This window comes from Dongia deserti, assembly GCF_003574735.1.
GTDB classification, from domain to species: Bacteria; Pseudomonadota; Alphaproteobacteria; order Dongiales; family Dongiaceae; genus Dongia_A; species Dongia_A deserti.
Genome location: NZ_QORW01000013.1, coordinates 1 through 23,404 on the forward strand (window position 1 = coordinate 1; position 23,404 = coordinate 23,404).

Annotated in this window: 19 protein-coding genes; 8 read left to right on the forward strand and 11 right to left on the reverse strand. The window is 63.4% G+C overall.

The annotated features are described in order from the left end of the window. Positions 1-159: 159 nt before the first annotated feature. Positions 160-1,701, reverse strand: coding sequence for a tetratricopeptide repeat protein (locus DTX69_RS19755; protein WP_162917374.1), 1,542 nt, complete (start codon positions 1,699-1,701; stop codon positions 160-162). Positions 1,702-1,914: 213 nt separating this feature from the next. Here DTX69_RS19755 and DTX69_RS19760 point away from each other — a divergent pair, with 213 nt between their 5' ends. Together DTX69_RS19760 and DTX69_RS19765 are read left to right on the forward strand one after the other, a co-directional pair. Next, on the forward strand, positions 1,915-3,153 hold the full coding sequence (locus DTX69_RS19760; protein WP_162917375.1) for a D-alanyl-D-alanine carboxypeptidase family protein: 1,239 nt from the start codon (positions 1,915-1,917) through the stop codon (positions 3,151-3,153). Between the two features lie 75 nt (positions 3,154-3,228). Beyond that, on the forward strand, positions 3,229-3,849 hold the full coding sequence (locus tag DTX69_RS19765) for a CC0125/CC1285 family lipoprotein (protein ID WP_162917376.1): 621 nt from the start codon (positions 3,229-3,231) through the stop codon (positions 3,847-3,849). A gap of 12 nt (positions 3,850-3,861) precedes the next feature. Here DTX69_RS19765 and DTX69_RS19770 read toward each other — a convergent pair whose 3' ends face one another. After that, positions 3,862-4,374, reverse strand: a complete 513-nt coding sequence (locus tag DTX69_RS19770; protein ID WP_119303288.1) for a PAS domain-containing protein — start codon at positions 4,372-4,374, stop codon at positions 3,862-3,864. Between the two features lie 93 nt (positions 4,375-4,467). On the opposite strand from DTX69_RS19770, the gene DTX69_RS19775 reads away from it, so the two are divergent. Next, on the forward strand, positions 4,468-5,160 hold the full coding sequence (locus DTX69_RS19775; RefSeq protein ID WP_119303289.1) for a DUF502 domain-containing protein: 693 nt from the start codon (positions 4,468-4,470) through the stop codon (positions 5,158-5,160). Here the strand turns inward: DTX69_RS19775 and recG are convergent. Then, positions 5,138-7,216 carry an ATP-dependent DNA helicase RecG gene (gene recG / locus DTX69_RS19780; RefSeq protein ID WP_119303290.1) on the reverse strand — a complete coding sequence of 693 codons (2,079 nt, stop codon included), beginning with the start codon at positions 7,214-7,216 and terminating at the stop codon, positions 5,138-5,140. The two genes, DTX69_RS19775 and recG, sit on opposite strands and share 23 nt — an antisense overlap. Before the next feature lie 441 nt (positions 7,217-7,657). Between recG and DTX69_RS19790 the strand changes: the two genes are divergently transcribed. Both DTX69_RS19790 and mfd read left to right on the forward strand, forming a co-directional pair. Further along, positions 7,658-7,936: an FAD assembly factor SdhE gene (locus tag DTX69_RS19790; RefSeq protein WP_119303292.1), complete on the forward strand. Its 279-nt coding sequence runs from the start codon at positions 7,658-7,660 to the stop codon at positions 7,934-7,936. After that, positions 7,933-11,406 (forward strand): transcription-repair coupling factor, encoded by a 3,474-nt coding sequence (gene mfd / locus DTX69_RS19795; protein ID WP_284735936.1) that lies wholly within the window; start codon positions 7,933-7,935, stop codon positions 11,404-11,406. The genes DTX69_RS19790 and mfd overlap by 4 nt, the downstream gene beginning before the upstream one ends. Before the next feature lie 33 nt (positions 11,407-11,439). On the opposite strand, the gene DTX69_RS19800 is transcribed toward mfd, so the two are convergent. Genes DTX69_RS19800 through DTX69_RS19815 form a run of 4 tightly spaced genes read right to left on the reverse strand, consistent with a single transcriptional unit; the run spans position 11,440 to position 15,800 of the window. Further along, on the reverse strand, positions 11,440-12,612 hold the full coding sequence (locus tag DTX69_RS19800) for a hypothetical protein (RefSeq protein WP_162917377.1): 1,173 nt from the start codon (positions 12,610-12,612) through the stop codon (positions 11,440-11,442). A 22-nt stretch (positions 12,613-12,634) separates the two neighbouring features. Further along, positions 12,635-13,456 carry a Stf0 family sulfotransferase gene (locus DTX69_RS19805; protein WP_119303294.1) on the reverse strand — a complete coding sequence of 274 codons (822 nt, stop codon included), beginning with the start codon at positions 13,454-13,456 and terminating at the stop codon, positions 12,635-12,637. 7 nt (positions 13,457-13,463) lie between these two features. After that, positions 13,464-14,111: a DsbA family oxidoreductase gene (locus DTX69_RS19810; protein ID WP_119303295.1), complete on the reverse strand. Its 648-nt coding sequence runs from the start codon at positions 14,109-14,111 to the stop codon at positions 13,464-13,466. Positions 14,112-14,120: 9 nt separating this feature from the next. Further along, entirely contained in the window at positions 14,121-15,800 is a 1,680-nt protein-coding gene (locus DTX69_RS19815) for a cation:proton antiporter domain-containing protein (RefSeq protein WP_119303296.1), read from the reverse strand. Between the two features lie 222 nt (positions 15,801-16,022). Here DTX69_RS19815 and ku point away from each other — a divergent pair, with 222 nt between their 5' ends. Next, positions 16,023-16,916, forward strand: coding sequence for a non-homologous end joining protein Ku (gene ku / locus DTX69_RS19820; RefSeq protein ID WP_119303297.1), 894 nt, complete (start codon positions 16,023-16,025; stop codon positions 16,914-16,916). A 131-nt stretch (positions 16,917-17,047) separates the two neighbouring features. Continuing rightward, the gene (locus DTX69_RS19825; RefSeq protein WP_119303298.1) at positions 17,048-17,851 is read left to right on the forward strand and encodes a hypothetical protein; all 804 of its coding nucleotides are present in this window, start codon (positions 17,048-17,050) and stop codon (positions 17,849-17,851) included. Between the two features lie 13 nt (positions 17,852-17,864). Here the strand turns inward: DTX69_RS19825 and DTX69_RS19830 are convergent, their stop codons facing one another. Further along, positions 17,865-19,997 carry an MASE4 domain-containing protein gene (locus DTX69_RS19830; RefSeq protein ID WP_119303299.1) on the reverse strand — a complete coding sequence of 711 codons (2,133 nt, stop codon included), beginning with the start codon at positions 19,995-19,997 and terminating at the stop codon, positions 17,865-17,867. 431 nt (positions 19,998-20,428) lie between these two features. Here DTX69_RS19830 and DTX69_RS19835 point away from each other — a divergent pair, with 431 nt between their 5' ends. Then, positions 20,429-21,202: a sulfite exporter TauE/SafE family protein gene (locus DTX69_RS19835; protein ID WP_119303419.1), complete on the forward strand. Its 774-nt coding sequence runs from the start codon at positions 20,429-20,431 to the stop codon at positions 21,200-21,202. 367 nt (positions 21,203-21,569) lie between these two features. Here the strand turns inward: DTX69_RS19835 and DTX69_RS19840 are convergent, their stop codons facing one another. From DTX69_RS19840 to DTX69_RS30260, 3 genes are all read right to left on the reverse strand, one after another. Beyond that, positions 21,570-21,878, reverse strand: a complete 309-nt coding sequence (locus tag DTX69_RS19840; RefSeq protein ID WP_119303300.1) for a hypothetical protein — start codon at positions 21,876-21,878, stop codon at positions 21,570-21,572. A 366-nt stretch (positions 21,879-22,244) separates the two neighbouring features. Next, positions 22,245-22,634, reverse strand: coding sequence for a hypothetical protein (locus DTX69_RS19845; RefSeq protein ID WP_162917378.1), 390 nt, complete (start codon positions 22,632-22,634; stop codon positions 22,245-22,247). Between the two features lie 505 nt (positions 22,635-23,139). Further along, the gene (locus tag DTX69_RS30260) at positions 23,140-23,346 is read right to left on the reverse strand and encodes a hypothetical protein (protein ID WP_162917379.1); all 207 of its coding nucleotides are present in this window, start codon (positions 23,344-23,346) and stop codon (positions 23,140-23,142) included. Positions 23,347-23,404: the final 58 nt, after the last annotated feature.

Genomic DNA, 23,404 nt, shown 5'->3' on the forward strand with positions numbered 1-23,404 from the left:
TGGCCCGCGATCAGTCACGATCGCACCAACAGGCCGGACATATGGACGCAAGCGATCGGACCTGCTCAACCATCCAATCAACCTTGCAGGCAAAGGGCCGTCCACATATGGATGGTCGCGCCAAGGGCACCATGACGACCTATGCAGCGAGGTGACTGCCTATCCCTTCGTCGGCTTGAACGCGTCCGCTTCCTGTTTTGCCTTGGCGATGTCGGCTTCGCTCATCTCACGCTCGATCAAGGCGCGCAGGGTCAACGCCTGGTCCGCGGTGATGCCGTCCTTCGGGCCGTCGCGGAGCGTGCGTGCGGCGATGGTCAGCCATTTGTAGCCCTGCACCGGGTCCTTAACCTGCGGGCTGCGGGCATAGACGGCCCCGGCCTGATACTGGCCCTTGGCTGAGCCTTGCGCGGCCGCGCGCTCATACCATTTGACAGCTTCGGCATCGTCTTGCGGCACGCCCTGGCCGTAATCGTAGATGGAGCCGACGAGGAGCTGCATGGTCACATCCCCGCCCTCGGCAAGCGGGCGCCAGACCGCCAGCGCGCCGTCATAGTCGCCGCGGCCGAAAGCGTCCCAGCCTTCCTGGGCGGATACTGATTTTGCTGCTTGCGGCACAGCGACTGCCTGCTGGGCGCCTGCGATCGGCTCCGGCTGAGCCGCTTCGGCCACCGGCTTCACCGGCGCGGCCTTCGGTGCGGGCTGCACCTCAGCTTGCCCCTCTGGGGCCGGGGCAAAGGGCTTCGCAGCCGGGGCAGGCGCGGCGGCCTTCGGCTCTGCGGCGGGTGCCGGCGTCGGCGCAGGCGCAGTCGCGGCCGCTACAGGCGCAGGGCCGCAGCGGCGATGCTCGACACCGACCATGGAACTCGGCATGTCGGGTGGTACCGCCGCGATGACGAACTTGTCGGCTCCCTTGCGCTCGTACTCGTAGGCATGACCGACGCCATCGACGCCCGTAGTGGTCACCTCGATACGATCGCCGGCGATCTTGTATTTGGCCTTCAGCTGCACGGCAATCTGACCGGCATAGTAGGAATGCGTCTCGTCCACCGTGAACTCCAATCCGCCGTCGGGCGGGCAGCCGAGCGACGGGCCCTGCCACATCCCGATCAACCAGTTGCCCGCGGCGGGGGCGGGCGGCGCTGTGACGGCGGCTTGCTGGGTCTTTGCCGGTGCTGGCGCCACCTGCGTGCCGGTATCGCCATATTGCGGCGCCTCGTTGCTGTCGGCATCCGCGGCAGCCATGGCCGGCGCCTTGGCAGACGGCTCCGGCGCAACCGGTGCCACTGGTGCGGGCTCGGTGGGTTCGTGGTCCCCGGCCACGCTCATGGGCTGCGGCGACGGTGCGGGGGCGGGTTCCTGGTCGTCTTGCGCGACCGCGATCGGTTCCGTTGTGGCGGCGGCAAACTCACTGGAGGGCGCCGATGTGGCCATCCGCTTGATCGCCACCGGGTCGCCCATCTTGGCGGCCTTCTCGTACCAGGAGTTGGCCATCGCCTCGTCGTACGGCACGCCCTGGCCGCTGGCATACTTGGCGGCAAGATTGCGCATGGCGAGGGGCAGGTTCTGGTCCGCCGCCTGCTGGTACCAGTAGACCGCGATGCCGTCGTCCTCGTCCACGCCCAGCCCGTGGTCGTAGAGCGCGCCGACGCTGTTCTGGGCCACCGCGTCGCCTTCCTCGGCCAAGGGCAACCATTCGGCCAACGCTGTCTTGAAATCCCCTTTGGAATAAGCCTCTACGCCCGCTTGGTAATCCGATCTCGCAGGTGCGCTTAGGGTCAGGCCCAAGCCAATTGTGATAATTGTGAGAAGTATCACAGTGGTGCGAGCAAACTGCTTCACCTTTCGCCCCTTGATGCTAAGATGCCGGCCAAATTTAAGCCTGTTTGTATCAGGCATTCTGGCGTCGGGGAAGAAATGGTCAAAGCGCTCGTGTGCAGAGGGCCGCACGCGGTGTTTGCCTTTGTCGTGGTTCTCGCTGGCCTGATTCTGGCCGGAAACGGGACCGCGCAAGCGGCGAGCCTGGTGGTGGACGTCGAGACCGGCCAGGTCATTTCGGCCGACGCACCCAATCATCTGTGGTATCCCGCCTCTCTCACCAAGATGATGACGGTCTATGTCGCGCTCTCAGAGATCGAGGCGGGGCGGCTCAGCTTCGACGACAAGATCAAGGTTTCGTCCTACGCCGCCGGCCAGAGCCCCGTGAAGTTCGGCCTCAAGGCCGGACAGGTCATCACCGTGCGCGAGGCGATCAACGCCGCCATCGTCGCCTCGGCGAACGACGCGGCGGTCGCGCTGGCGGAAAAAGTGTCGGGGAGCGAGGAAGCTTTCGCCGTGCGCATGACCGCGATGGCGCGTTCCCTGGGCATGGCCCGCACCGTGTTTCGCAACGCCTCAGGGTTGCCACATGACGGGCAGGTGACGACGGCGCGCGATCTCGCCGTGCTGGCGACCGGGCTGCTGCGCGACTATCCGAAGCACTATCCGCTGTTCAACCAGCGCGCCGTCACCATCGGCAAGCGCAGCCGCGGAACCGTCAATTCGATCCTGAGCAGCTACAGCGGCGCGGACGGATTCAAGACCGGCTTCACGTGCGGGTCCGGCTACAACCTCGTTGCCTCGGCGACACGCGATGGGCGGCGGCTGATCGGCGTCGTCCTGGGCAGTCCCAATCGCGGGCAACGCGTCCACGACATGACCGGGTTGCTGAATGGCGCCTTCGCAGCAGGAAAGAAGGCCGGCATGACCCTGGCCCAGCTCGGCAACGTCATCACCATCGCCGATACCGGACCTGCTCCTACCATTCTCTCGGGCGGCTCGTGCAGCGCCGCGCAACTGGCAGGAGAGCAAGCCGGCACCATTACCTCGGCCGCGCGGCTCAGCGGCTGGGGCGTCGTATTCGGCGCCTATCCCGAGCGGGACAAGGCCGAGCAGGTGCTGAAGAGCGCGCGCGATTCCTTGGGGCCTCTCGCGAAGGGCGGTCGACCGGCAATCGTGCAGAAGGCCTATGAAGGGACCGCTCGGTATAGCGCCATGCTGGTCGGCCTGGACCAGCAAACGGCCGGCAGGGCCTGCAAGGCGCTGTGGGAGCACAAGGCCTATTGCCTGGCCCTGAGCCCGCAGGTGCTGGCAAACCCCGATTCTGTCTGGCGCTGAGCGCGGACTTGTGACTTGCGCGGGTGATCGCGCCATCCCACCTTCTTGTGTGGGGCGCAGACCGGTGGCATGGTCATGTACAGAACTCACACGAACAGTGTATCGACGGTGAAGCTCTTCGCGGCTGTCATTTCGGCTGTACTGGTGGCCGCGTGCACGACGCCACCCCCGCCGAAGCCGGCAATGGTGCCGCTCGGCCAGATCGGTGAGTTCGGATACAGCGCGCGCGACCTGGGGCCGGATCGGATCGAGGTCACTTATACCGGGCCCGACATTCGGGTCTCGTCCAGCAAGGGCAGCGACGATCCACGCGTGAAAGCGGATCAGGCGAAGATTCATGACCTCGCGTTGTGGCGCGCCGCGCAGATCGCTGATGAACGCGGCTACGCCGCCATGAGGATCGAGAACGAGACGCGCGACACGGATGTGGAGGTGACGCGGCAATATGTGCAGCGCATCGCGCCGTACAGGCCGTACTGGGGTCCCCATTGGGGACATCCGTACTATTGGCGTGGGCCGGGTTGGTTCTACGACGATCCTTTCTATTATGACTCGGTGCGCCGCGCGCATGCCCAGTCGGTCATCACGCTGAAGGTGCAGCTGCTCGAGAAGTACGACCCCAACGACGAGACGCAGCTGTCCGTGAACGATACGCTGGCGCGCCTCAGATCGGAACGAGCAGGCGCAGTGTACTGAGCGGGCTGTCAGCTAACCCAACGGCAGCAGCCAGCTGCGCGGCGAGATCACGCTGAGATCATCGAGGCTGAGGCAATGGGTGACCATCTCGCCGGTGCCCACGGGAAACAGCGCCCACTGGAAGACGTGATCCGCCTGGCCTTGCCACTCGATGACGGAAAGACCGAATGACGGCGCGCGACTTTCGGCCACGCGCTCATAGAGCAGGCGATTGAGCGCGACCGACGCTTCGCCCCATCCGGTCTCCTCAAGCCAGCGACGGGAGAAGTCCTCCCCGACGATGCGAGCGACCTCCGTTCCCACGATCCGATACCGCACGCGGAATGGCTCATAGTGCAGCTCGACGATCGAGAGATAGGGCAGCCACGGCACCAGCTCGACCGGGTCGATCTCGTCGCGCCGCGGCATGGGACGGTCGCCACGCAGGCCGTTCCACTGATCTTCCAGCCCGGCAATGAGCTCGGAGGTGATCTCATGCCGCTCCAGGAAGCAGATCTGCCCCTGGATCCACTCGCGTTCCGCCATTGATAAAAGCCTTGCCGTCCCGGTGCGAGTATAGGCACTTGCGCACGAACAGACAGCCCCCTTGAATAGAGGGGGAAAGAAGGGCAGCAGACAATGACCGAAAAGAAACCGCGGGCATTCCAGATGAGTCTCGGCGCCAGACTGCGCGCCTATTTCTTTGCGGGCGTTCTGATCACGGCGCCAGTGAGCCTTACCATTTACCTCGCTTGGCTCTTCATTACGTTTGTTGATGAGCGGGTATTCAGTCTTCTGCCGCCGCAATACCATCCCGAGACCTATCTGCGGTTCTCGATACCCGGCATCGGATTGTTGTTGGCGATCATCGGCCTCACGTTGATCGGCGCGCTGACGGCAGGCATTCTCGGTCGTGCCGTCAATCTCCTGCTCGAAGGCATCCTCAACCGGTTGCCGGTAATCCGCTCGCTCTACGGCGCGATCAAGCAGATCATGGAAACGGTGCTGGCCAACAAGTCGGCAGCATTCCGCGAATGCGTGCTGATCGAATATCCGCGCAGAGGCATCTGGACACTTGGCTTCATTACCGGCAGGACCAAAGGCGAGGTGCAGGAAAGGACAGCAGAGGAGACGATCAACGTCTTCGTGCCGACAACGCCGAACCCGACCTCCGGCTTCCTGCTATTCGTGCCCGAGAAGGATATCATTCGACTCCAGATGCCGATCGAGGACGGACTGAAGCTAGTGGTCTCCGGCGGTATCGTGACGCCGCCCACCAGTGCGCCGGCACTGCCTCCCAAGGAGCCCGTCAGCCAGACGTCAAGGTCTTGATCGCCGAATCCTGGCGGAAGAGATAGAGCAGCATTCGCAACGCCTCGCCGCGTTCGGACTTCAGGAGCGGATCACGCTCCACAAGCAGCCGCGCATCATCGCGCGCCATGGCCAGCAGATCGCCGTGGACCGCCAGGTCGGCGTAGTGGAATTCCGGTATGCCGCTCTGGCGCGTGCCAAGCAATTCGCCGCCGCCGCGCAGCCGCAGGTCTTCCTCCGCGATGCGAAATCCGTCTTCAGTCTCACGCAGAATCTGCAAACGCGCCTTCGCGGTTTCGCCGAGCGGCGCCTGATAGAGCAGAACGCAGCTGGACTTGGCGAGGCCGCGCCCCACACGGCCGCGCAACTGATGCAGCTGGGCGAGGCCGAAGCGCTCGGCGTGCTCCACCACCATCACCGTCGCCTCCGGCACATTGACGCCGACCTCGATCACCGTAGTCGCCACCAGGATGTCGAGGTCGCCGGCCGCAAACGCGGCCATGGTGGCATCGCGCTCCGCGGATTTCTGCTTGCCGTGTACCAGACCCACGCGCTCGCCGAACATCTGGCGGAGCATGCGATGGCGTTCGGTGGCGGCAGCGAGGTCGATGACCTCGGACTCATCCACCAGGGGACAGACCCAATAGATCCGCGCGCCCTGGACGATGGCGCGTTTCAGGGCATCGGCAACCTCGTGAAGACGTTCCAAAGGAACCGTGCGGGTGTCGATCGGCTGCCGTCCGGCCGGCTTTTCCGTGAGACGGGACACGTCTATGTCGCCATAGGCCGTCATCATCAGGGTGCGCGGGATGGGCGTCGCGGTCATGACCAGCAGGTCGACCCCGGCGCCCTTGTCCGCGAGCGCCATCCGCTGCTCGACGCCGAAGCGGTGCTGCTCGTCCACGATGGCTAGGCGCAGATCGGAAAAGGCGACGTCCTCCTGCATCAAGGCGTGGGTGCCCACGATCAGCTTCAGGTCGCCGGAGGCGAGGTGCGCCAAGGTCGCGTCGCGTGCCTTGCCCTTGTCGCGACCGGTCAGCAGCGCGATCTCCAGGCCGACCTGTTTGCACAAGGGCTCCAGGGTCGCGAAGTGCTGGCGTGCCAGGATGTCGGTCGGCGCAAGCAAGGCCGCCTGGCCGCCGGCTTCTACCGCATTCGCCATCGCCAGCAGCGCAACCACCGTCTTGCCGCTGCCGACATCGCCCTGTAGCAGGCGCAGCATGCGGGTCGACTCCGCCATATCGGCGATGATCTCCGACACGGCCTGCTCCTGCGAGTGAGTGAGCTTGTAGGGCAGGGCGCCAACGACGCGCCGGCGCAGCGCGCCGTTGCCCTTGTTCGGCCGGCCTGCCTTGCGCTTGTTGCGCAAACGCACCAAGGCGAGCGCGAGCTGGTTGCTCAGCAACTCGTCATAGGCAAGCCGCATCCGCGCCGGAGACAACGCGGAGAGATCGCCCTCGCTCTGCGGATGCTGTGCTGCCAGCAAGGACTCGCGCCAGCCGGTCCATTGCCGCTGCTTAACGACGGCCGCGCCGATCCACTCGGGCACTTTGGGCACGCGTTCGAGCGCCGCCTCGATCGCCTTGCGCAAGATCTTGGGTGCGAGGCCGGCGGTCAGCGGATAGACCGGCTCCATGATCTGGATCTTGGCGAGCTCATCCGCCGGCACGATGTGGTCGGGATGGACCATGTTGAGCTCGCCGCCGAAGCGATCGATGCGGCCGCTGACCGCCCGCATCTGGCCGAGCGGCAGCGCGCGCAACAGATAATCCTCGCGCGCATTGAAGAAGACGAGATCGATGAAGCCGGTCGAATCCGAGCAGCGCACCTTGTAGGGCTGGCGTGGGTTGTGCGACTTCATATGGCGCTCAACCCGAACGACGATGGTGGCAATGCCGCCTTCCGCGGTCGAGAGATGCGGCTGATGCCGCCGGTCGATCAGCCCGCTGGGCAGATGGCCGATCAGATCAACCACCAGCGGCCCGGCCAGCTTTTCCGCCAGTTTCGCCAGCCGTTGACCGATGCCCGGCAAAACGGTTATTGGCGCGAACAAAGGATTGAGGATGTTGGGTCGCACCGTCTCGGACTCGGGCTTTGGCGATGAGCTGGGGCGGCCAAGCTAGCGCGCCGCGCCGTGGCGGGGAAGGGCGGCGGATGAGGGCATGTCGTGACTGTTCGCCATATCGTGGGCGCCTATGCCATGGCTTCTCTCCTGGCCGTGGTCGCCGGTTTCATACTGGAGGGAATACCGTTGCCGCCTGGCGGGTGGCCCTATTCAATCGCCTGGATCGCGCTCGGACCGTTGGCCCTGCCCTTCGATGCTGTTCGCGATTGGTCACTGGATTTGGCCTCAGTCGTCTCTTACCTCATTGGGTCCGCCCTCGTGATTTCGTGCGTTCCGCTTATGATACATAGGCGGCGAATTGTTCGAATTGTCGGCTATTTCTTGACGGGGACTATGTGGTTGGGTTGGGGGTTTTTGACTTTTGTGCTGGCTTGGGGAGCCTAGCGACCGGGTGTGCATGACTTGCCGGATCAGCTAAACATCGAGCGCAAGCGCCTGAGATTCCGCTCCTGGCATCGCGGGACGCGGGAAATGGATCTGCTGCTCGGGCGGTTTGCGGACCAGCGCCTGGACGCATTTGACGGCCGCGCTTTGCGGGCCTATGCCGCGTTGCTGGAAGAGGCCGACCCGGATATATACGACTGGGTCTGCGGCCGCGGAGAATGCCCTGAAGGCGAATTGCGCCCGATCGTCGCGGCGCTGACGGAGTTCCATAGCAGTATTTCATCGTGAGCGATCTTCCCTTCGTCATTCCAGCACTGGGCCGGCATCAGGTCGGCGGTGCGCCAGACGGCGCCGATGCGCTGCTGATTGCGCGCCTCGCCGGCATTGCGCCCGGCGGCGTGCTGCATGTCGCGCAGGACGATCTGCGCATGTCGCGCACGGTCGAGATGCTGGGCTTCATGGCCCCGGACCTGACCGTCATCTCGTTTCCGGCCTGGGACTGCCTGCCCTACGACCGTGCGTCGCCTCACCGCGACATCCTGGCGCGCCGCATCGATGCCCTGACCCGCCTGGGGGCGATGGACGACAGAGCGCGCGCCGGGCTGGTGGTCGTCACGACCGTGGCCGCCATCCTGCAGCGGGTGCCGGCACCGGCGGAATTCAAGACTGCCGCGCGGCAGCTGACCCGCGGTGGCCGGCTCGATCAGGGTGAACTGGTCGACTACCTGGTCGGCAAGGGCTATGCGCGCACCGGCACCGTGGGCGAGCCGGGCGAGTTCGCGGTGCGTGGCGGCATCGTCGACCTGTTCCCGCCCGGCACCAACATGCCGATCCGCGTCGATTTCTTCGGCGACGAGATCGAGGATCTGCGCCTGTTCGATCCCTTGTCTCAGCGCAGCCTGGGCAAGATCGATGACTTCGCGTTGAAGCCGATCAACGAACTGCAGCTGGCACCGCAAGCAATCGAGCATTTCCGCACCAATTATCGCAGCGAGTTCGGCACGTCCGGCGCCGACGATCCGCTCTACGAGGCGATCAGCGCCGGGCGGCAATATCCGGGCATGGAGCACTGGCTGCCCTTGTTCGGGACGGAGCTGGTGCCGTTCGAATCCTACCTGCCGCGCGCCATTGTCACGCTCGACCATCAGATGGATGAGGCGATCAAGGCGCGCCTGGAGATGATCCAGGATTTCTTCCAGGCGCGGCGCGACCTGCAGGCCACCGAGCGCGAAAGCGGGGCGCCGGTCTATCGCCCGCTGCCTGTGAGCCGGCTCTATATTGGCGAGAACGCCTGGCGCGAATTCACCGAGAAGCGCGTCACCTTTGCACTGCATCCGTTCCAGGCGCCGGATGAAGGCGGTTGGCTGAACGGTTTCGGCCGCTTCGGCAAGAACTTTGCGGAGGCGCGCGCCAATCCGGATGTGAACCTCTACCACGCGGTCGCCGGTTTCACCCGCAACGAGCAGCAACAGGGCCGGCGCGTCCTGCTGGCGGCCGCGTCCACCGGCGCCCTGGAACGCATCGGTCACCTGCTTGCCGAGAACGGCGTGAGCCGGCAGGAAACGGTGGAGAAGTGGGACGACGTGCTCACGCTTCCTGCCGCCACGCTCGGCCGTGCCGTTCTGTCGCTGTCGAACGGCTTCATTGCGGACGGCGTCACGGTCCTGACCGAACAGGACATATTGGGCGATCGTCTGATCCGCACGGTTGCAAAGAAGAAGAAAGTCGACGCGTTCCTGACGGAGCTCGCCAACTTCCATGCCGGCGACTACGTCGTGCATGTCGACCACGGCATCGGGCGCTACGAAGGGCTGGTCGCACTCGACGTCGGCGGCGCACCGCATGATTGCCTGCGCGTCATCTACGACGGTGGCGACAAGCTGTTCGTGCCGGTCGAGAACATCGACGTGCTGAGCCGCTATGGCGGCGAAGAGGCGATCGTCGCGCTCGACAAGCTCGGCGGCGCCGCCTGGCAGGCGCGCAAGGCGCGGGTCAAACAGCGCATCCGCGACATCGCCGAACAACTCATGAAGACAGCCGCCCTACGCCAGATCAAGTCGGCGGATGTGCTACAGCCCGCCGAAGGCATGTTCGACGAGTTCTGCGCGCGCTTTCCCTATGCCGAGACCGAGGACCAGCAGCGCGCGATCGCAGAGGTGATCGCCGATCTTGCCAACGGCAGACCGATGGACCGGCTGGTGTGCGGCGATGTCGGCTTTGGCAAGACCGAGGTGGCTTTGCGCGCAGCGTTCGTGGCTGCGATGTCCGGCAAGCAGGTCGCCGTCGTTACGCCGACGACCCTGCTATGCCGGCAGCATTTCAAGACCTTCGCCGAGCGCCTCCAAGGTTTTCCGGTGACGATCCGTCAGATGTCCCGCCTGGTCACGTCGAAGGAGATGGCGGAGACAAAGGAAATGCTCAAAGCGGGTCGGGTCGACATCGTCATCGGTACCCACGCTTTGCTCGCGAAAGGCATCGAATTCGCCCGGCTCGGCCTGCTGATCGTGGACGAGGAGCAGCACTTCGGCGTTGTGCAGAAGGAGCGTCTCAAGGACATGCGCGGCGACGTCCACGTGCTGACGCTCACCGCGACGCCGATCCCCCGCACGTTGCAGCTGGCTCTCTCCAATATCCGGGAAATGAGCCTCATCACCACTCCGCCGATCGACCGGCTGGCTGTGCGTACTTTCGTGCTGCCATACGATCCGGTGATCGTGCGCGAGGCCATCATGCGCGAACATTTCCGCGGTGGGCAGATCTTCTATGTCTGCCCGCGCATCGAGGATCTCGACACGGTGGCGGCGCGCCTCCGGAGCCTGGTGCCGGAGATCAAGTTCGTGATGGCCCACGGCCGCATGCCGGCGACCCAGCTCGAGAAGGCGATGAACGCCTTCTACGACGGCAGCTACGAATTGCTGCTGGCGACCAACATCATCGAGTCCGGCCTCGACATCCCGACCGCCAACACCATGATCATCCACCGCGCCGACATGTTCGGCCTGGCGCAGCTCTATCAGCTGCGCGGGCGCATCGGGCGTTCGAAGCTGCGCGGCTACGCCTATCTGACGACCCCGCCGGGCAAGGCGCTGACCGAGACCGCACAACGCCGCCTCGAGGTCATGCAGACCCTGGACCAGTTGGGCGCGGGCTTCACGCTGGCCAGCCACGATCTTGACATCCGCGGCGCCGGCAACCTGCTGGGCGACGAGCAATCCGGACATGTGCGTGAGGTGGGCGTCGAACTCTACCAGCATCTGCTGGAAGAGGCGGTGCGCGAGGCGCGCGGAACGGAGAAGGTGGCAGCACAGGACTGGACGCCGCAGATCAATATCGGCATGGCGGTGCTCATCCCCGAGAGCTACGTGCAGGACCTCAATGTGCGCCTCGGCCTGTACCGCCGGCTCGCGGATCTGACCACCGAGCAGGAGATCGATGCGTTCGCGGCGGAGCTGATCGACCGGTTCGGGCCGCTGCCGGTGGAAGCGGAGAATCTGCTGCAGGTCGTGGCGCTGAAACAGCTCTGCCGGTCGTCCGGCGTTGAACGGCTGGAAATCGGGCCGAAGGGCGCGGTGATAGCCTTCAAGGACAACCGCTTCGCACGCCCGGAAAAGCTCGTCGAGTTCATCACCAAGCGGCAGAATATCGTGACGCTTCGTACCGATCATCGCCTGGTCTATCGCCAGGACTGGGCCGACACCAAGGCCCGCATGAGCGGCGTCAAGAAGCTCATGCAGAATCTCTCGACGATGGCAGCCTGATCATCAGTACTGCGTATAAGCGAGCCGAAAGACCTACCGTACTCTCTTCATTAGGTGGCTCAAGGTATCAAGAAAGCCTCTTCGCACATCATCGTTCCTGGTGCTGGCGGAATTTGGTTTCTTCAACATTGCGTAGACGATGTCTGCGCTTGGCAAGTGCGCGAATAGGGAGTTCCGCTTAGCGGAAGTCACTATGTCCAGCAGGAATGCTCGCTGGTAGCTCTTATGAAGATCAAATCTGCTGTACCAATCCGACGGAATGGATGGATCGGCGAAGATTTCGGGTACGGTTCCGGACGCCACGAAGAACATCAACTTGGTTCTCGTGCATTTCTGGCATCTCCCGCAATTGTTGGGGCGTGACCGATTGTTGGTGCAGAACGTGACCGAGGCCAATGCTTCCTTCGAGGACAGGATCAAGGGCATCTTCTCGGTTCGAGTAAGGTGATCGTCGAGTGTGACTAGCCGGGTGCAGCCATCGTCAAAGTAGACGTTCGTGGCGGAGTTCGATCCCCACGGGTGCGTGATGAATTGCTGATCGCGACGATAGTCCGCCGCAATGAAGATATCGCCGTAATTCTCAGTGTATAAGAAAGCTGAGCCTGCAAGAGCAAAGATATGGCTGAAATGAGCGGCCGGCAGATTGACCCTGCACTTGTTGTACGTGGCGTAGGCGTCTGTCCTGACAAATATGTGTTCGGTTCCCACAAGGCTGGAAAACGGGGATACCTTGCTCTTGAAGGCCTGAAATTTGCTTTCGTCCTCCAGCTTGTACTCCAGTCCGTGCACTGTCAGGAGACTCTGCCTTTGCCCTGCGCGATGCCGTGTCAGCAGCGCATGGGTGCTGTCGATTCCACCGGAATAGAAGCAAAGGCTCTTCTCGCTTTTCCTGGGGCGACTGGGCGAGTGCGTGTCGAACGATATATTCACCGAGCTGAAGTGGTGGGGCAGCCATGACTCCCAGATTTCCGACAGGCGTCGGGCATTTTTCGCCGTCTCTTCCGCCCCTTCTCCTTCTACATGCAGGTCTTTCCCGGTCCTCATCGCTATTGGCAGAAAGAACCAGGCCGCGAAGTCGTTCCGTACTTCGTTTGCGCTATGGCGGCTATCCGTCCAAACCTGAATCGACTGGGCGTTGTTGGACAACAATATCGAACCGTCAGACCTGGTAACCTTGATGCGGATTACTTCTGTCCGTGGTTGCATTCACACCTCTGATGCGTCTGTGTCAGCGGAGCCGGCAGAGGCTGCGGAACTCGTCGCCTGTTTCTGCCAGAAACCGCTCGCGCCATTCGACGCTGCGGGCGTCGCGTTGAACGCCAAGCGTTATGAATGGCTGTTCGATCGCTGCGGGCGAAGACAACCCCATCAAGGATGCGATCTGGTCGACCACGCGCTGCGGATCTTTCAAGACCTCTTCATAGGTGATGGTAAGCGGCTGGACACCCAGCCGCATCATGACCGCATCCCAGATCGATTCCTGCTCGCGCACGGACTGCATGCAGTGACGTATGAAGTCAACGCTGTAGACAGGTTCCATCCTTTGCGGATCGATGGAGAGGAATTGCTTGGTCTGCCGGGCGCGTGCGAGGGAGATGGCCTGCCCCAGCAGGTCGCCCCGCCGGAAGCGGATCACGGACAGCTTGGGAAGATCACGAAAGGGATCGATCGCCCCGCCAATACGCCCCAATTGGGGGCCAATGACCTTCACGCCATAGATACCGTTGCGCGTGGCGCCCACGGTTCTGATGATATCGAGCTGCCGCTGTGGGTCGGCCGGATAATTGGGATCGGTACGTCTGCGCTGGCCTCCAGTATTGAAGTATTCGCGCGGAGTGCCGAGCATGCGGGTGCTAGCGAGAAGCTGGCAGAGATAGCTGCTGCCGCTCCTGGAGGTTGCGCAAATCATGTAGCCACGATCTGCCGGCATCCGCCGCAAGACTTCCAGGCGAAAACCTATGCGGTGGCGCCAACCTATCGCCGCTTTGCGAATTCGACGGAACGGCTGAAAACGGCGCGCCGGCTTCTCGCCTCCCATTGCCGCGCTCATTACAGCATCACGCCACGCCCTTCTGGGCGTCTTCCTCGCGAGCAAGGTCGATCATGTTGAGCAATGCCTCCGGCTCCTGCGCGCCGGACAGGCCGAACCGACCGTTGAACACGAAGAACGGCACGCCGTTGATGCCGATCCGCCGCGACTGCAGATCCTCGGTCATCGCGGAGTCCAGCCGGCCGCCTTCCACCAGCGCGTCGGCGATGGCCGCATCGGAAAGTCCGGCTTCGCCGCCGAGCTCGGTCAGGACATCGGGATCGCCGATGTCGCGCCCTTCGGTGAAATAGGACTTGAAGATGAGCTCCAGCAGTTCCGGCTGCTTGTCCTCTTCGGCGGCGGCGTAGAGCAGGCGGTGCGAGCGCACGGTGTTGGGCGTGCGCGTGATCCGGTCGAAATCGAACTTGATCCCTTCCTGCGCGCCGACGCGCGACACCGCCTCATAGAGGCGCTGGGCGCGCTCCAGGCTGCCGAACTTGGCGATCATGTATTGCCGCCGGTCCATGCCAGAGGTGGGCAGACCGGGATTGAGCTGGAACGCTCGCCACCGGCGGACGAGGCCGGGCTGCGGACGCAGATGCAGGGCGCGCTCCAGCCGGCGCTTGCCGATGTAGCACCAGGGACAGACCGTGTCGGAGAAGATTTCCAATAGCATGGCGGAAGTCTAGGGCGATTCCGGCCGGCGCGCCAGCGGTGGCGTTTGCTCAGCCTGCGCCGCGGGAACCAGCGCTGCCAGCAGGGAATCCGCCATCGTGTCGCCGATCGAGCTCGGCTCCGGCACAGTGAGAGCGGCGCCGGCCTTCCGCAGTTCCTTGGCATGTTCCTCATCGAACGCGCGGCTCAGGATGAGCGTCTCCGGCAGCACGTAGTGGACCAGCGCGACTAGCTGGATGGCGATCTCGGCGTCGTTGATCGCGATCACCATCGCTTTCGCCTCGGCAAGGCCGAGGGCTTCCATCACCTCGACCCGCGCCGCATCGCCGTAATAGACAGGCAGGCCGGCGCGGCGCGCGCGATTGACGTTGTTGGGGTCGGTGTCGGTCGCAACCCAGGGAATACCGGCCTTGCTCATGCGATCCGCCACCGCGGCGCCGATCCGCCCAAAGCCGGCGATGATCACGTGGTTCTCGATGCCCTGCGGAACGCGCGGCAACGCATCGTCGGAGACCTCGGTGCGGCGGGCGATGCGCGGCGCCAGGCGTTCCCCTGCCACCGCCAGCAACGGCGTCAGCATCATGGACAGCACCACGACGATGGTCAGCTCCTGCTGCAGCAGGGGAGAGAGCACCTGTTCCCGGCCCGCGAGCGCGAACAGCACGAAGGCGAACTCGCCGCCCTGTGCCAGCAGCAACCCGAGGCGCACGGAGCCCGCAAGCGCCATGAAGAGCCGCCAGCAGAGCAGGAAGATCACTACGCCCTTGAGGAGCAGCAGCCCGGCCAGCAGCAGCAGGATCTCGAGCCCATGGCGCGGCAGCAGCTCGGTATCGAGCAGCATGCCAACCGTCATGAAAAAGAGGCCGAGCAGCAGGCCGCGGAACGGCTGAATCTCGGCAGCGACCTGGTGGCGATAGGCGGTGTCGGCGAGCAGCATGCCGGCCAGCAAGGCGCCGAACGCCATCGACAGGCCAGCGGTGTGCGTGACGCCTGCCGCGGTCAGGACGATCAGCAGCGTGAGGGCCGCGAAGATCTCGGGACTGTGGGTGGCCGCGATGGCATTCATCAACGGACGCAACGCGATGCGCCCGATGCCGAGAATGAGCATCGTGACCGCCGCGGCCTTGAGCACGCTGAGGCCGGCCGCCCCTGCCATCTCCAGCGGCATGCCGCGCAACGCGGGGATCAGCACCAGCAGCGGCCCGACGGCGAGATCCTGGGTCATCAGGATGCCGAGCGCACCGCGCCCGAACCGGGAATGCAGTTCCCGCCGCTCCGACAGCAGACGCAGGACGATGGCCGTAGAGGACAACGACAAAGCCGAACCGATCGCGATGGAGGCGGGAAAGTCCAGCCCCAGCAGCAGGCAGATGCCGGACAGCAGCACGGTCGTTGCAAGCACCTGCGCCGCGCCCAGCACGAACATGCCGCGCGGCAATTGTCGCAGCCGCTCCATCGGCAGCTCGAGCCCCACCGTGAAGAGCAGGAAGACGATACCGAGCTCCGCCAAGGCCTGCGGCGCCTGCACATCTCGGATGAGATTAAGAAAGGCGGGACCGATGATCAGGCCCGCCGCCAGATAGCCGATGATGGCCCCGAATTTCAGCCGCTCGGCAAGCGATGCCCCGATCACGGCCGCCGTCAGGATGACGAGCGTATCGATGAAAATACCGAGATATGCCCCGTCCATCCGCCCCCGAGCGTCATCCCGCGCGCACGCGCAAAATCTCTATGGAATCTTTATACGGAATGGATTTGGCGCCCGCAGCCGGAAATTCGTACGGCTCTAGTGGCTCTTGCGGGCCGGCACACAAGACTTGGCGTACTGAGGTTCGGCGGCCGGCTCGACTCGGAACGCCGCGCGCGATACCGTGTTTCCCGTAAAGTCAAGCAATTAGTCAGAGGCTTTAAGATGGCTCGCCCGTTTTGGCGCGGTCAGCTTCGGCTGGCCCTAGTGACCTGCCCGATCAACCTGACACCCGCGACTACCGAGCGCGACAAGATCCGGTTTCACAAGCTGAACCGCGAAACCGGCAACCGGCTGCGCATGCAGATGATCGATTCCGAGACCCAGGACGTGGTTGATCGCGAGCAGACCGTGATGGGCTACGAGTTCGAGAAGGGTAAATACGTCACCGTCGAACAGGAAGAGCTCGACAAGCTGAAGATCGAAAGCTCCGACGTGATCGATATCGAGCGCGTGGTGCCGATCGCGGACATCGATTGGCTGTTCTGGGAGAAGCCCTATCTCATCGAGCCGGACGCGCGCGGCAAGGGAGCCAAGAGCACGGTCGACATCTTCGCAACCATCCGCGACGCGCTGAAGACGAGGAAAGTGGCGGCGCTCGGCCACGCGGTGATCGGCCGGCGCGAGCGGCCGGTCATGATCCAGCCGCGCGGTAAGGGCATGATGCTGACGACGCTGCGGGACCCGGACGAGATCCGCAAGCCGGAGGAAGCTTTTGACGATATCGACGACGTGAAGGTCAACAAAGAAAACCTGCAGATGGCGGAGACGCTGATCGAGCGTCTGACCAGCAAGTTCGATCTCGACATGTTCGAGGACCGCTATCAGGAAGCCCTGCAGAAGCTGGTCACCGCGAAGCAGAAGGGCAAGAAGGTCGTCTACGCCGAGGAGCCGGAGCGCGAAAGCAACGTCGTGGATATCACCGAGGCCCTGCGTGCCAGCCTCCGGGGCACCGCCAAGGCCGCCAATGTCAATGCGCGCGGCAATGGAAAGGGCACACAGAAGAAGCGCACGGCGCGCACGAAAACCACCGGTAAGCGCGGCAAACGCGCGGCCTAGCACGACGCGCAATCCGATCGTACCTGGAGGCGGCGCACAAGGCGGTCGCCTCCAGTATTTTTTGCCTATGAATCGGTCTTTAATACCGATATAATTCCCGTATCAAAAGAAATTTCAGGTCCGATTGATCGATGCTGACGCTCAGTCACCTCGCCAACCTTATCGCGCTGTTGTATGGTGAGCGGCCGGAGACGATGCAGCTGATCGCGCGCAATCTGCGGCAGGCGCGGCTGGTGGCGAGCGGGGGGCGCGGGCGCGGCGGAGCCCGGCAGGAACCCCGGCACGTCGCCAACATGATCATCGCGGCCTGCGCCTCGGATCAAGTCGCCGACGTGGCAAGTGCGGTTTCGACCTTCGCCAATCTCGAGGTCACTGCTACCCGGCAACCTCGCGGAAGACTGAGGACGCGCGGCGCGCCCGACCACGACGCTCCGAAGGAGTTGCTGTTCGCCACGCGGAAGGGCGTGCAGTTCGGCGGGGTCTTGAGCGCGCTCGTCGATATGGCGGCCAGCGGCGACCTCTATACGCTCCTCATGGCCTATTCGGGGGAGTTCGTCGATCGCGACCTTTTGCGCGCCGGCGCCGAGGCAATCCGCCGCGCGCCGCGCGGCAAAAAACCGGACGTGACGGCCGAGTTCGCGGCCAGGATGGCAACGCATGTCCAGGCCCTGATCGATCAGTCAGTGGTCTACCTGACGATCAGTGTCGAACGGCCGCTGCCCCGCGCCCGAATCGAGTTTGGCACCCGGCCGGACGGTGATCCGTCGCCGCTGCTCCGCGCGGACTTCGGCTTGCCCGCGCGTTTCATCGCCAATGCGCGGAACGCCCAGAGGCTGAACGCCTGGAGTCGCATCGACCGCTGCCACCGCGTGACCCTCTCGCATCGGACATTGCTGTCGGTTGGCCAGGCGATCGCGGCGGAGCAGGGGGACTGAGAGGCAGCGGGAGCTACGCGCGATCGCGTGTCACTCTCTGATTCTGCTCGGCCTTCGTAAGTGTGCGGCGCACCGCCTCGGCCAGTGAGTCGGCCGTATACGGCTTGGCGATGATCTCGAAGCCTTCGCGGAAGACTTCGCCGGTCGCGCGCGCATAGCCGCTGCAGAGCAGGATGGGCAGGCCGGGGAAGTGCTGGCGCACCTTGCGCGCGAGATCCAGGCCGCTCATCCCGCCCGGCATAATGATATCGGAGAACAGCAGGTCGAACTTCTGCCCGCTCAACAGCAAAGCGAGCGCAGTGGCGCCGTCCCGCACATGGTCGGCGCGATAGCCGATCAGCTTCAGGATATTCTTGGCAACGTCGGCAACATCCTCGTCATCCTCAACCAGCAGGGCGGTTCCGCTCGCGCGCGAGACCGCCTGCCGGTCGGGCGCTTGCTCAGCGACCGCTTCGCTCTTGGCTCGCGGCAGATAGACCGTCACCGTCGTGCCTTCGCCCACCTTGCTGTCAATGGTGGCGATGCCGCCGCTCTGCTGGGCAAAGCCATAGACCTGGCTCAGCCCAAGGCCGGTGCCCTTGCCGATTTCCTTGGTGGTGAAGAACGGCTCGAACGCCTTCTTGATGTCCTCGGGTGCGATCCCCGTCCCGCCATCGGCGACGCTCACGGCGACGAAGTCGCCGGCCAGCGCGGCCGGATGGCCACTCGCCGCTTCCAACGTGCAGTTGTGCCCCTCGACCCGCACCAACCCACCCTTGGGCATCGCGTCGCGCGCATTGACACACAGGTTCATGAGGGCGATTTCGAGCTCCGCCACATCGCACGCGATGGGCCAGAGATCCTCGGCCATCGAGACGATCAGCCGGATATCGCCGCGGACGGCGCGACCCAGCATCTCGGATAGTTCGTCAGAGCGCTGGCGCAGATCGACCACATCGACCTTCAACGGCTGACGGCGGGAAAAGGTCAGGATCTGCCGCACTAGGCGCGAGCCGCGCTCCGCCGCGCGATCGATCGCCTTGACGCAGTGCACGTCATCCTCGCTCAGCCGGCTGTCCTGCAGGATTTCGGCATTGCCCTGGATGACGGTCAACAAATTGTTGAAGTCGTGGGCAATGCCGCCCGCCATGCGGCCGATCGCTTCCAGCTTCTGCGCCTCGCGCAGCGTCTCCTGCGCCTTCTCGCGTTCGACGATCTCCGCTTCCAACTGACGCGTGCGCTCAGCAACGCGCGCTTCCAGCTCCTGGTTGGCGCGCTGCAGGAGCGTGCGCTCCGCCTCAAGGGACTGCGCGAGCCGCGCGTAGAGCGCGCGCGTCTCCAGCAGCAGCACCACCAGCACGACGCCGGTCGCGGCGAAACCAAAGATGCGGCCGGCATAAAAGCCAAGATCGAAACGCCCGGCGTTCAGAATCACGGCCAGTGCAACCTCGCACAGCCAGGCACACAGCACGACCATGAGCCACAGATCGAGCACCGAATGCGGCTTGCGGCGCCAGAGCAGACCGACGGCCGCCAAGCTGCACAACCACACGGCCGTCATGACCACGGTGATGGCCGGCGTCATACGGTTGCCGGCCATGACCGGCGGAAGAAGATCATGGCCGATGGTCGTCAATGCCACGAATGCGCCCACGGCTCCGAACGTCAATAGTATGCCGCCGGCGATGGCCGTCCGCGGCAGGGTCTGCATTTCGCCTCCGCCGTCCGCTCTCGGCTGCAACGCGTAGAACACCACCAGGAGCGGGAAGACGGAGTGCCAGAACATATAGAGCCAGGCCGTGGTCTGTGGCCCACCGCTGAGCAGCCCGCTTTCCGCAAACAGGCCCGGAAAGCTCAGCATGTGGGCGACGACCATCAGGCCGGTGAAGAGGTACGCGCACGCCAACAGGAGAATGCCCCTGGAGCGCAGGATGCTGAACTGTCCAAACAGCAGGACCGCAGTGATGAGATCGTTGAAGGTTAGTGCCGATTCATAGATCGGAATGAACGCTTCGACCCGCGGCAGCTGCACTTTCGCGAACGGCGCGGCGGTGAGGGATATCGCCAAACAGGCCAGCACCACACCTAGCGCGGCCCGACGCTCCGCGCGCTGGGCGGGTAGGGTGGACAGGAAGACCCGCTGCTGATCCGCTGGGCGATATTCCATGTGCCCTCTTGGCCCGCCGCAAAATCGGCCGGAAGACCTCCCCTGGCAGCGGGCGACTCCGACAGCCTATGAGGGAATACTTAAGATATTTTTCCGCGAAAATCCATGTCGAGATGCTGGCAGGCAGCGCCGCCTGCTTCAGCCCAGGGCGTGCGTCAACGGTCATGGGCCAGGAAGAAGTAGAGCGCCGCAACGACGGCCAGAATTCCCGCTCTGGAGACGATGTGTTCCGGAACCTTCGACCGGCAAGGCGTTTTGTTGGTCGACTGGGCGAGCAACTTGGACGAGAGACCACGCGGTAAGGCGCCTCCGCATATATCTACGTGGGGCGCTTTTTTGCGGAGGTCTCGCCTTGTTGCCCTTCTTGTTGGAGGGCAACAACGAATGCGGAGTTGCGGGTGTGGCGGGTCACCCGGCCCGCGGAGACGCAAATGGAAGATTTCATCCTGTTTCTGCTGGTCGGCTTCGTTGCCCAAGCAGTCGACGGCGCTCTCGGCATGGCTTACGGCGCCATTTCCTCCACAACGTTGCTCGCGTTCGGCGTTCCGCCAGCCCACGCATCGGCTGCCGTGCATGCGGCTGAGGTTTTCACGACAGCCGCTTCGGGGTCCTCGCACCTTTATCACCACAACATAGATTGGAGGCTGTTCTCACGGTTAGCTCCTTTCGGCATTCTCGGCGGCTGCGCCGGGGCCTATGTGCTGACCGGCATGGACGCGGAGGTCATGAAGCCGATGGTGACCGCCTATCTCGCGCTGGTCGGCGGATGGCTCGTTGTGCGATCCTTTCGAAAGTTCCCGAGCAAGCCAGTGGCCACGAGGATTGTTGCGCCGCTCGGTGCTACCGGAGGCTTCTTGGATGCAGCGGGCGGAGGCGGTTGGGGACCGATCGTCACCACCGGCCTGCTGGGATTCGGCGGCACGCCGCGGTACGTGATCGGCACCGTCAACGCGAGCGAATTCCTCATCACGTTCTCAGTCTCAGTTACATTCGTTCTTGCGCTCGTGACCGGACGTTGGGCGGATGCTGAGCTCGCGAGGCACTTCGCGGCTGTCGCAGGGTTAGTCGCCGGCGGTGTGTTCGCTGCGCCGCTCGCCGGCTTGTTCGTCAAGAGACTGACGGAGAGGAGGCTCCTCCGGCTCGTAGGCATTCTGATTATACTCGTCGCAGGGTGGCAGACGGTGGAGCAGCTGGCGCTGGTCTGAGTCAACCAAGCACAATTTCACGTGGAGAGTAGTACAACGGGGTCCGGTCTCTCCTGCTTACGGCGACATTTCCCCGGGCGGGTCTGGGCGATTTATGCATTTGCCTTGACGCTGTTGTTCCGCACTCGCCTGAGTGCAGTCTGGAAACATCTGGGTGGTCCTGGCGCGGCTGCTGGAACAGCTTGAAACAGCAACGGCCAATGACAGGACAAGCACTGCAGTCTTCATCATTTGCCTTAAACAGCCCATGATGGCTTCCATTTCTTATTGTCCCAATAGTGCATGCGAATGCCGGGGCATGCATCCGTGGGGCTACCTATTCAGCGAGTGGTCGTAGACGACGCAGCTGATCGCGCAAACCGCTGATCTAGTGGCCACGTGTTTCGGTAAGCCCGCCTTGAATCAGATGCAGGCGAGCTCTCAGGTCTTGTGGAGCATCATCGCGGAACAAATCAGCCATAGCTTCAAGCTGTCTATGAAGACGGACAAAGCGGTCTGATCCAGCCATCGCTTCGGCTCGGGCCTTCAGGTGATCATGTACATCTTTCCGCGAAACCAAGCCCTGTTGGATCTGGAACTCGTAAAGCATTGCAACGAGCACCGTGGCATCCGCAGCGCGCATACCCATGTCGTCGTAGATTTGGGCTGTCAGCTCTCCGATCAGGTCATTGCTCATAGCGATCAATCATCAAGAAAGTAAGGAGTCGGCTTTGGTTAGGCCGGTTGATCGGTATCCTGAGCGGCGAGATCTATGGCAGGACGCAGACACTGGTCGCCTCCCAGCTGAGGAGGAAAATTGATGGCGGCGAAAGGGGAGGACATACTGCTAACAAACGCGCCCCATCGCCGCCACCGGGAGCAGGCGGCACCCAGGGGACAGGGCGCCGCCAACTACTCAGGGTCCTGTAGCAAATCAACCGCCGCGCTACTCGAACGTTCCCAAGCGCCGTGCCCCTCAAAGCGGCCTCCGACAGTGACAGTCGGAGCGCCACAGGTTCTTCAGCGAAGGATCGGTCATGAGCCATCGTGATCGACGGATCGGTCATGAGCCATCGTGATCGAGCACCTGAGGCACGATCTCGCCATCGTAGCGCCGCAAGAGGATCTTGACGGGATATCCCAAAGCTCGTTTGGACCTGCCGAGTTCCTTGGCAGCCGCGATTGCGGCGGCCTGGTCGGCGAACGGCGCGGAGTACTTGCTACGATGGAGTATTCTCCAAGAGCCGCGGTGTCGCACGACCTCGAACACTGTCTCCGGGAGCGGCCGCAGCCCGGGGTTTGAAACACGCTTCTGTCGAAGGGCCTCGATCTTCTTTGCCGTATCTGCAAATGCCCGCTCGCGGTCCAAAAACGCATCTGTGGGCTGCTGCGCAGCGCGCTCGGCCTCTGGTTGACCAAAAATTCTATCTAGCGCGTGCTGCAGCTTATGCATGAGCCCTCCGAGGAGGGTTGCCACTCAACACCAAGTACAACGACATTCAAACAGCGAAGTTCCTAAGGTGGTTCGAGAAAGCGTGAACACGAATGCTTAGTCGCATTCGAACCTTCCTGCGCCAGCGAATCGCGAACGTCGCCCATCGCAAACAAGCGCTCTTGTAGGGTTGAAATAGCCGCATTGGGGACATCGAGAAATTACGGGAAGGGAACCATCAAGCACGAGCCCTAGCACCAAACGGCAGTGCGATTGAGACGTCGATTGCAGCAATGGACATGCGGCTCGCTGATGCGCCGCCGCAACCTTCATGTGCGGCTACGCCCCTTGGCGTCTTCGGCAAGTCGCCTCCACATTGCCGCCATTCCTATAAACGAGGCCTTGAGATTTGCATTGCCAGGGCAGCCGCAAACTCGAGGCAGAACCGCGCCCGCCTCATTGTATTCTTCCTGCTCCAGGTGCGCGAGTTCCCCTGTAGTCCGTCATCGCAGCCGCAACGATCTATCTACTCCGCCACCTTCTTGAACGTCGATCGTTCGGCGGTTGCCGACGCGCCTTCGCCCTCCATGTTCTGCGCCCGAACGCTATTGCTTACGGCGAGCCGCAGATATTTCAGCTTGCGATTACGCGCGGGTGCGCGCACCGCTCGATCGAGAAATTCCCTGGCCCTCCTGCGATGTACTGCTGCGGACGGCATTGCAAGCCTCGCCATCTTTAGTTCCTGAACAGGAGGTGGCAGGGCCTGTTGCAAGGTCGCGAGCAATTCTTGG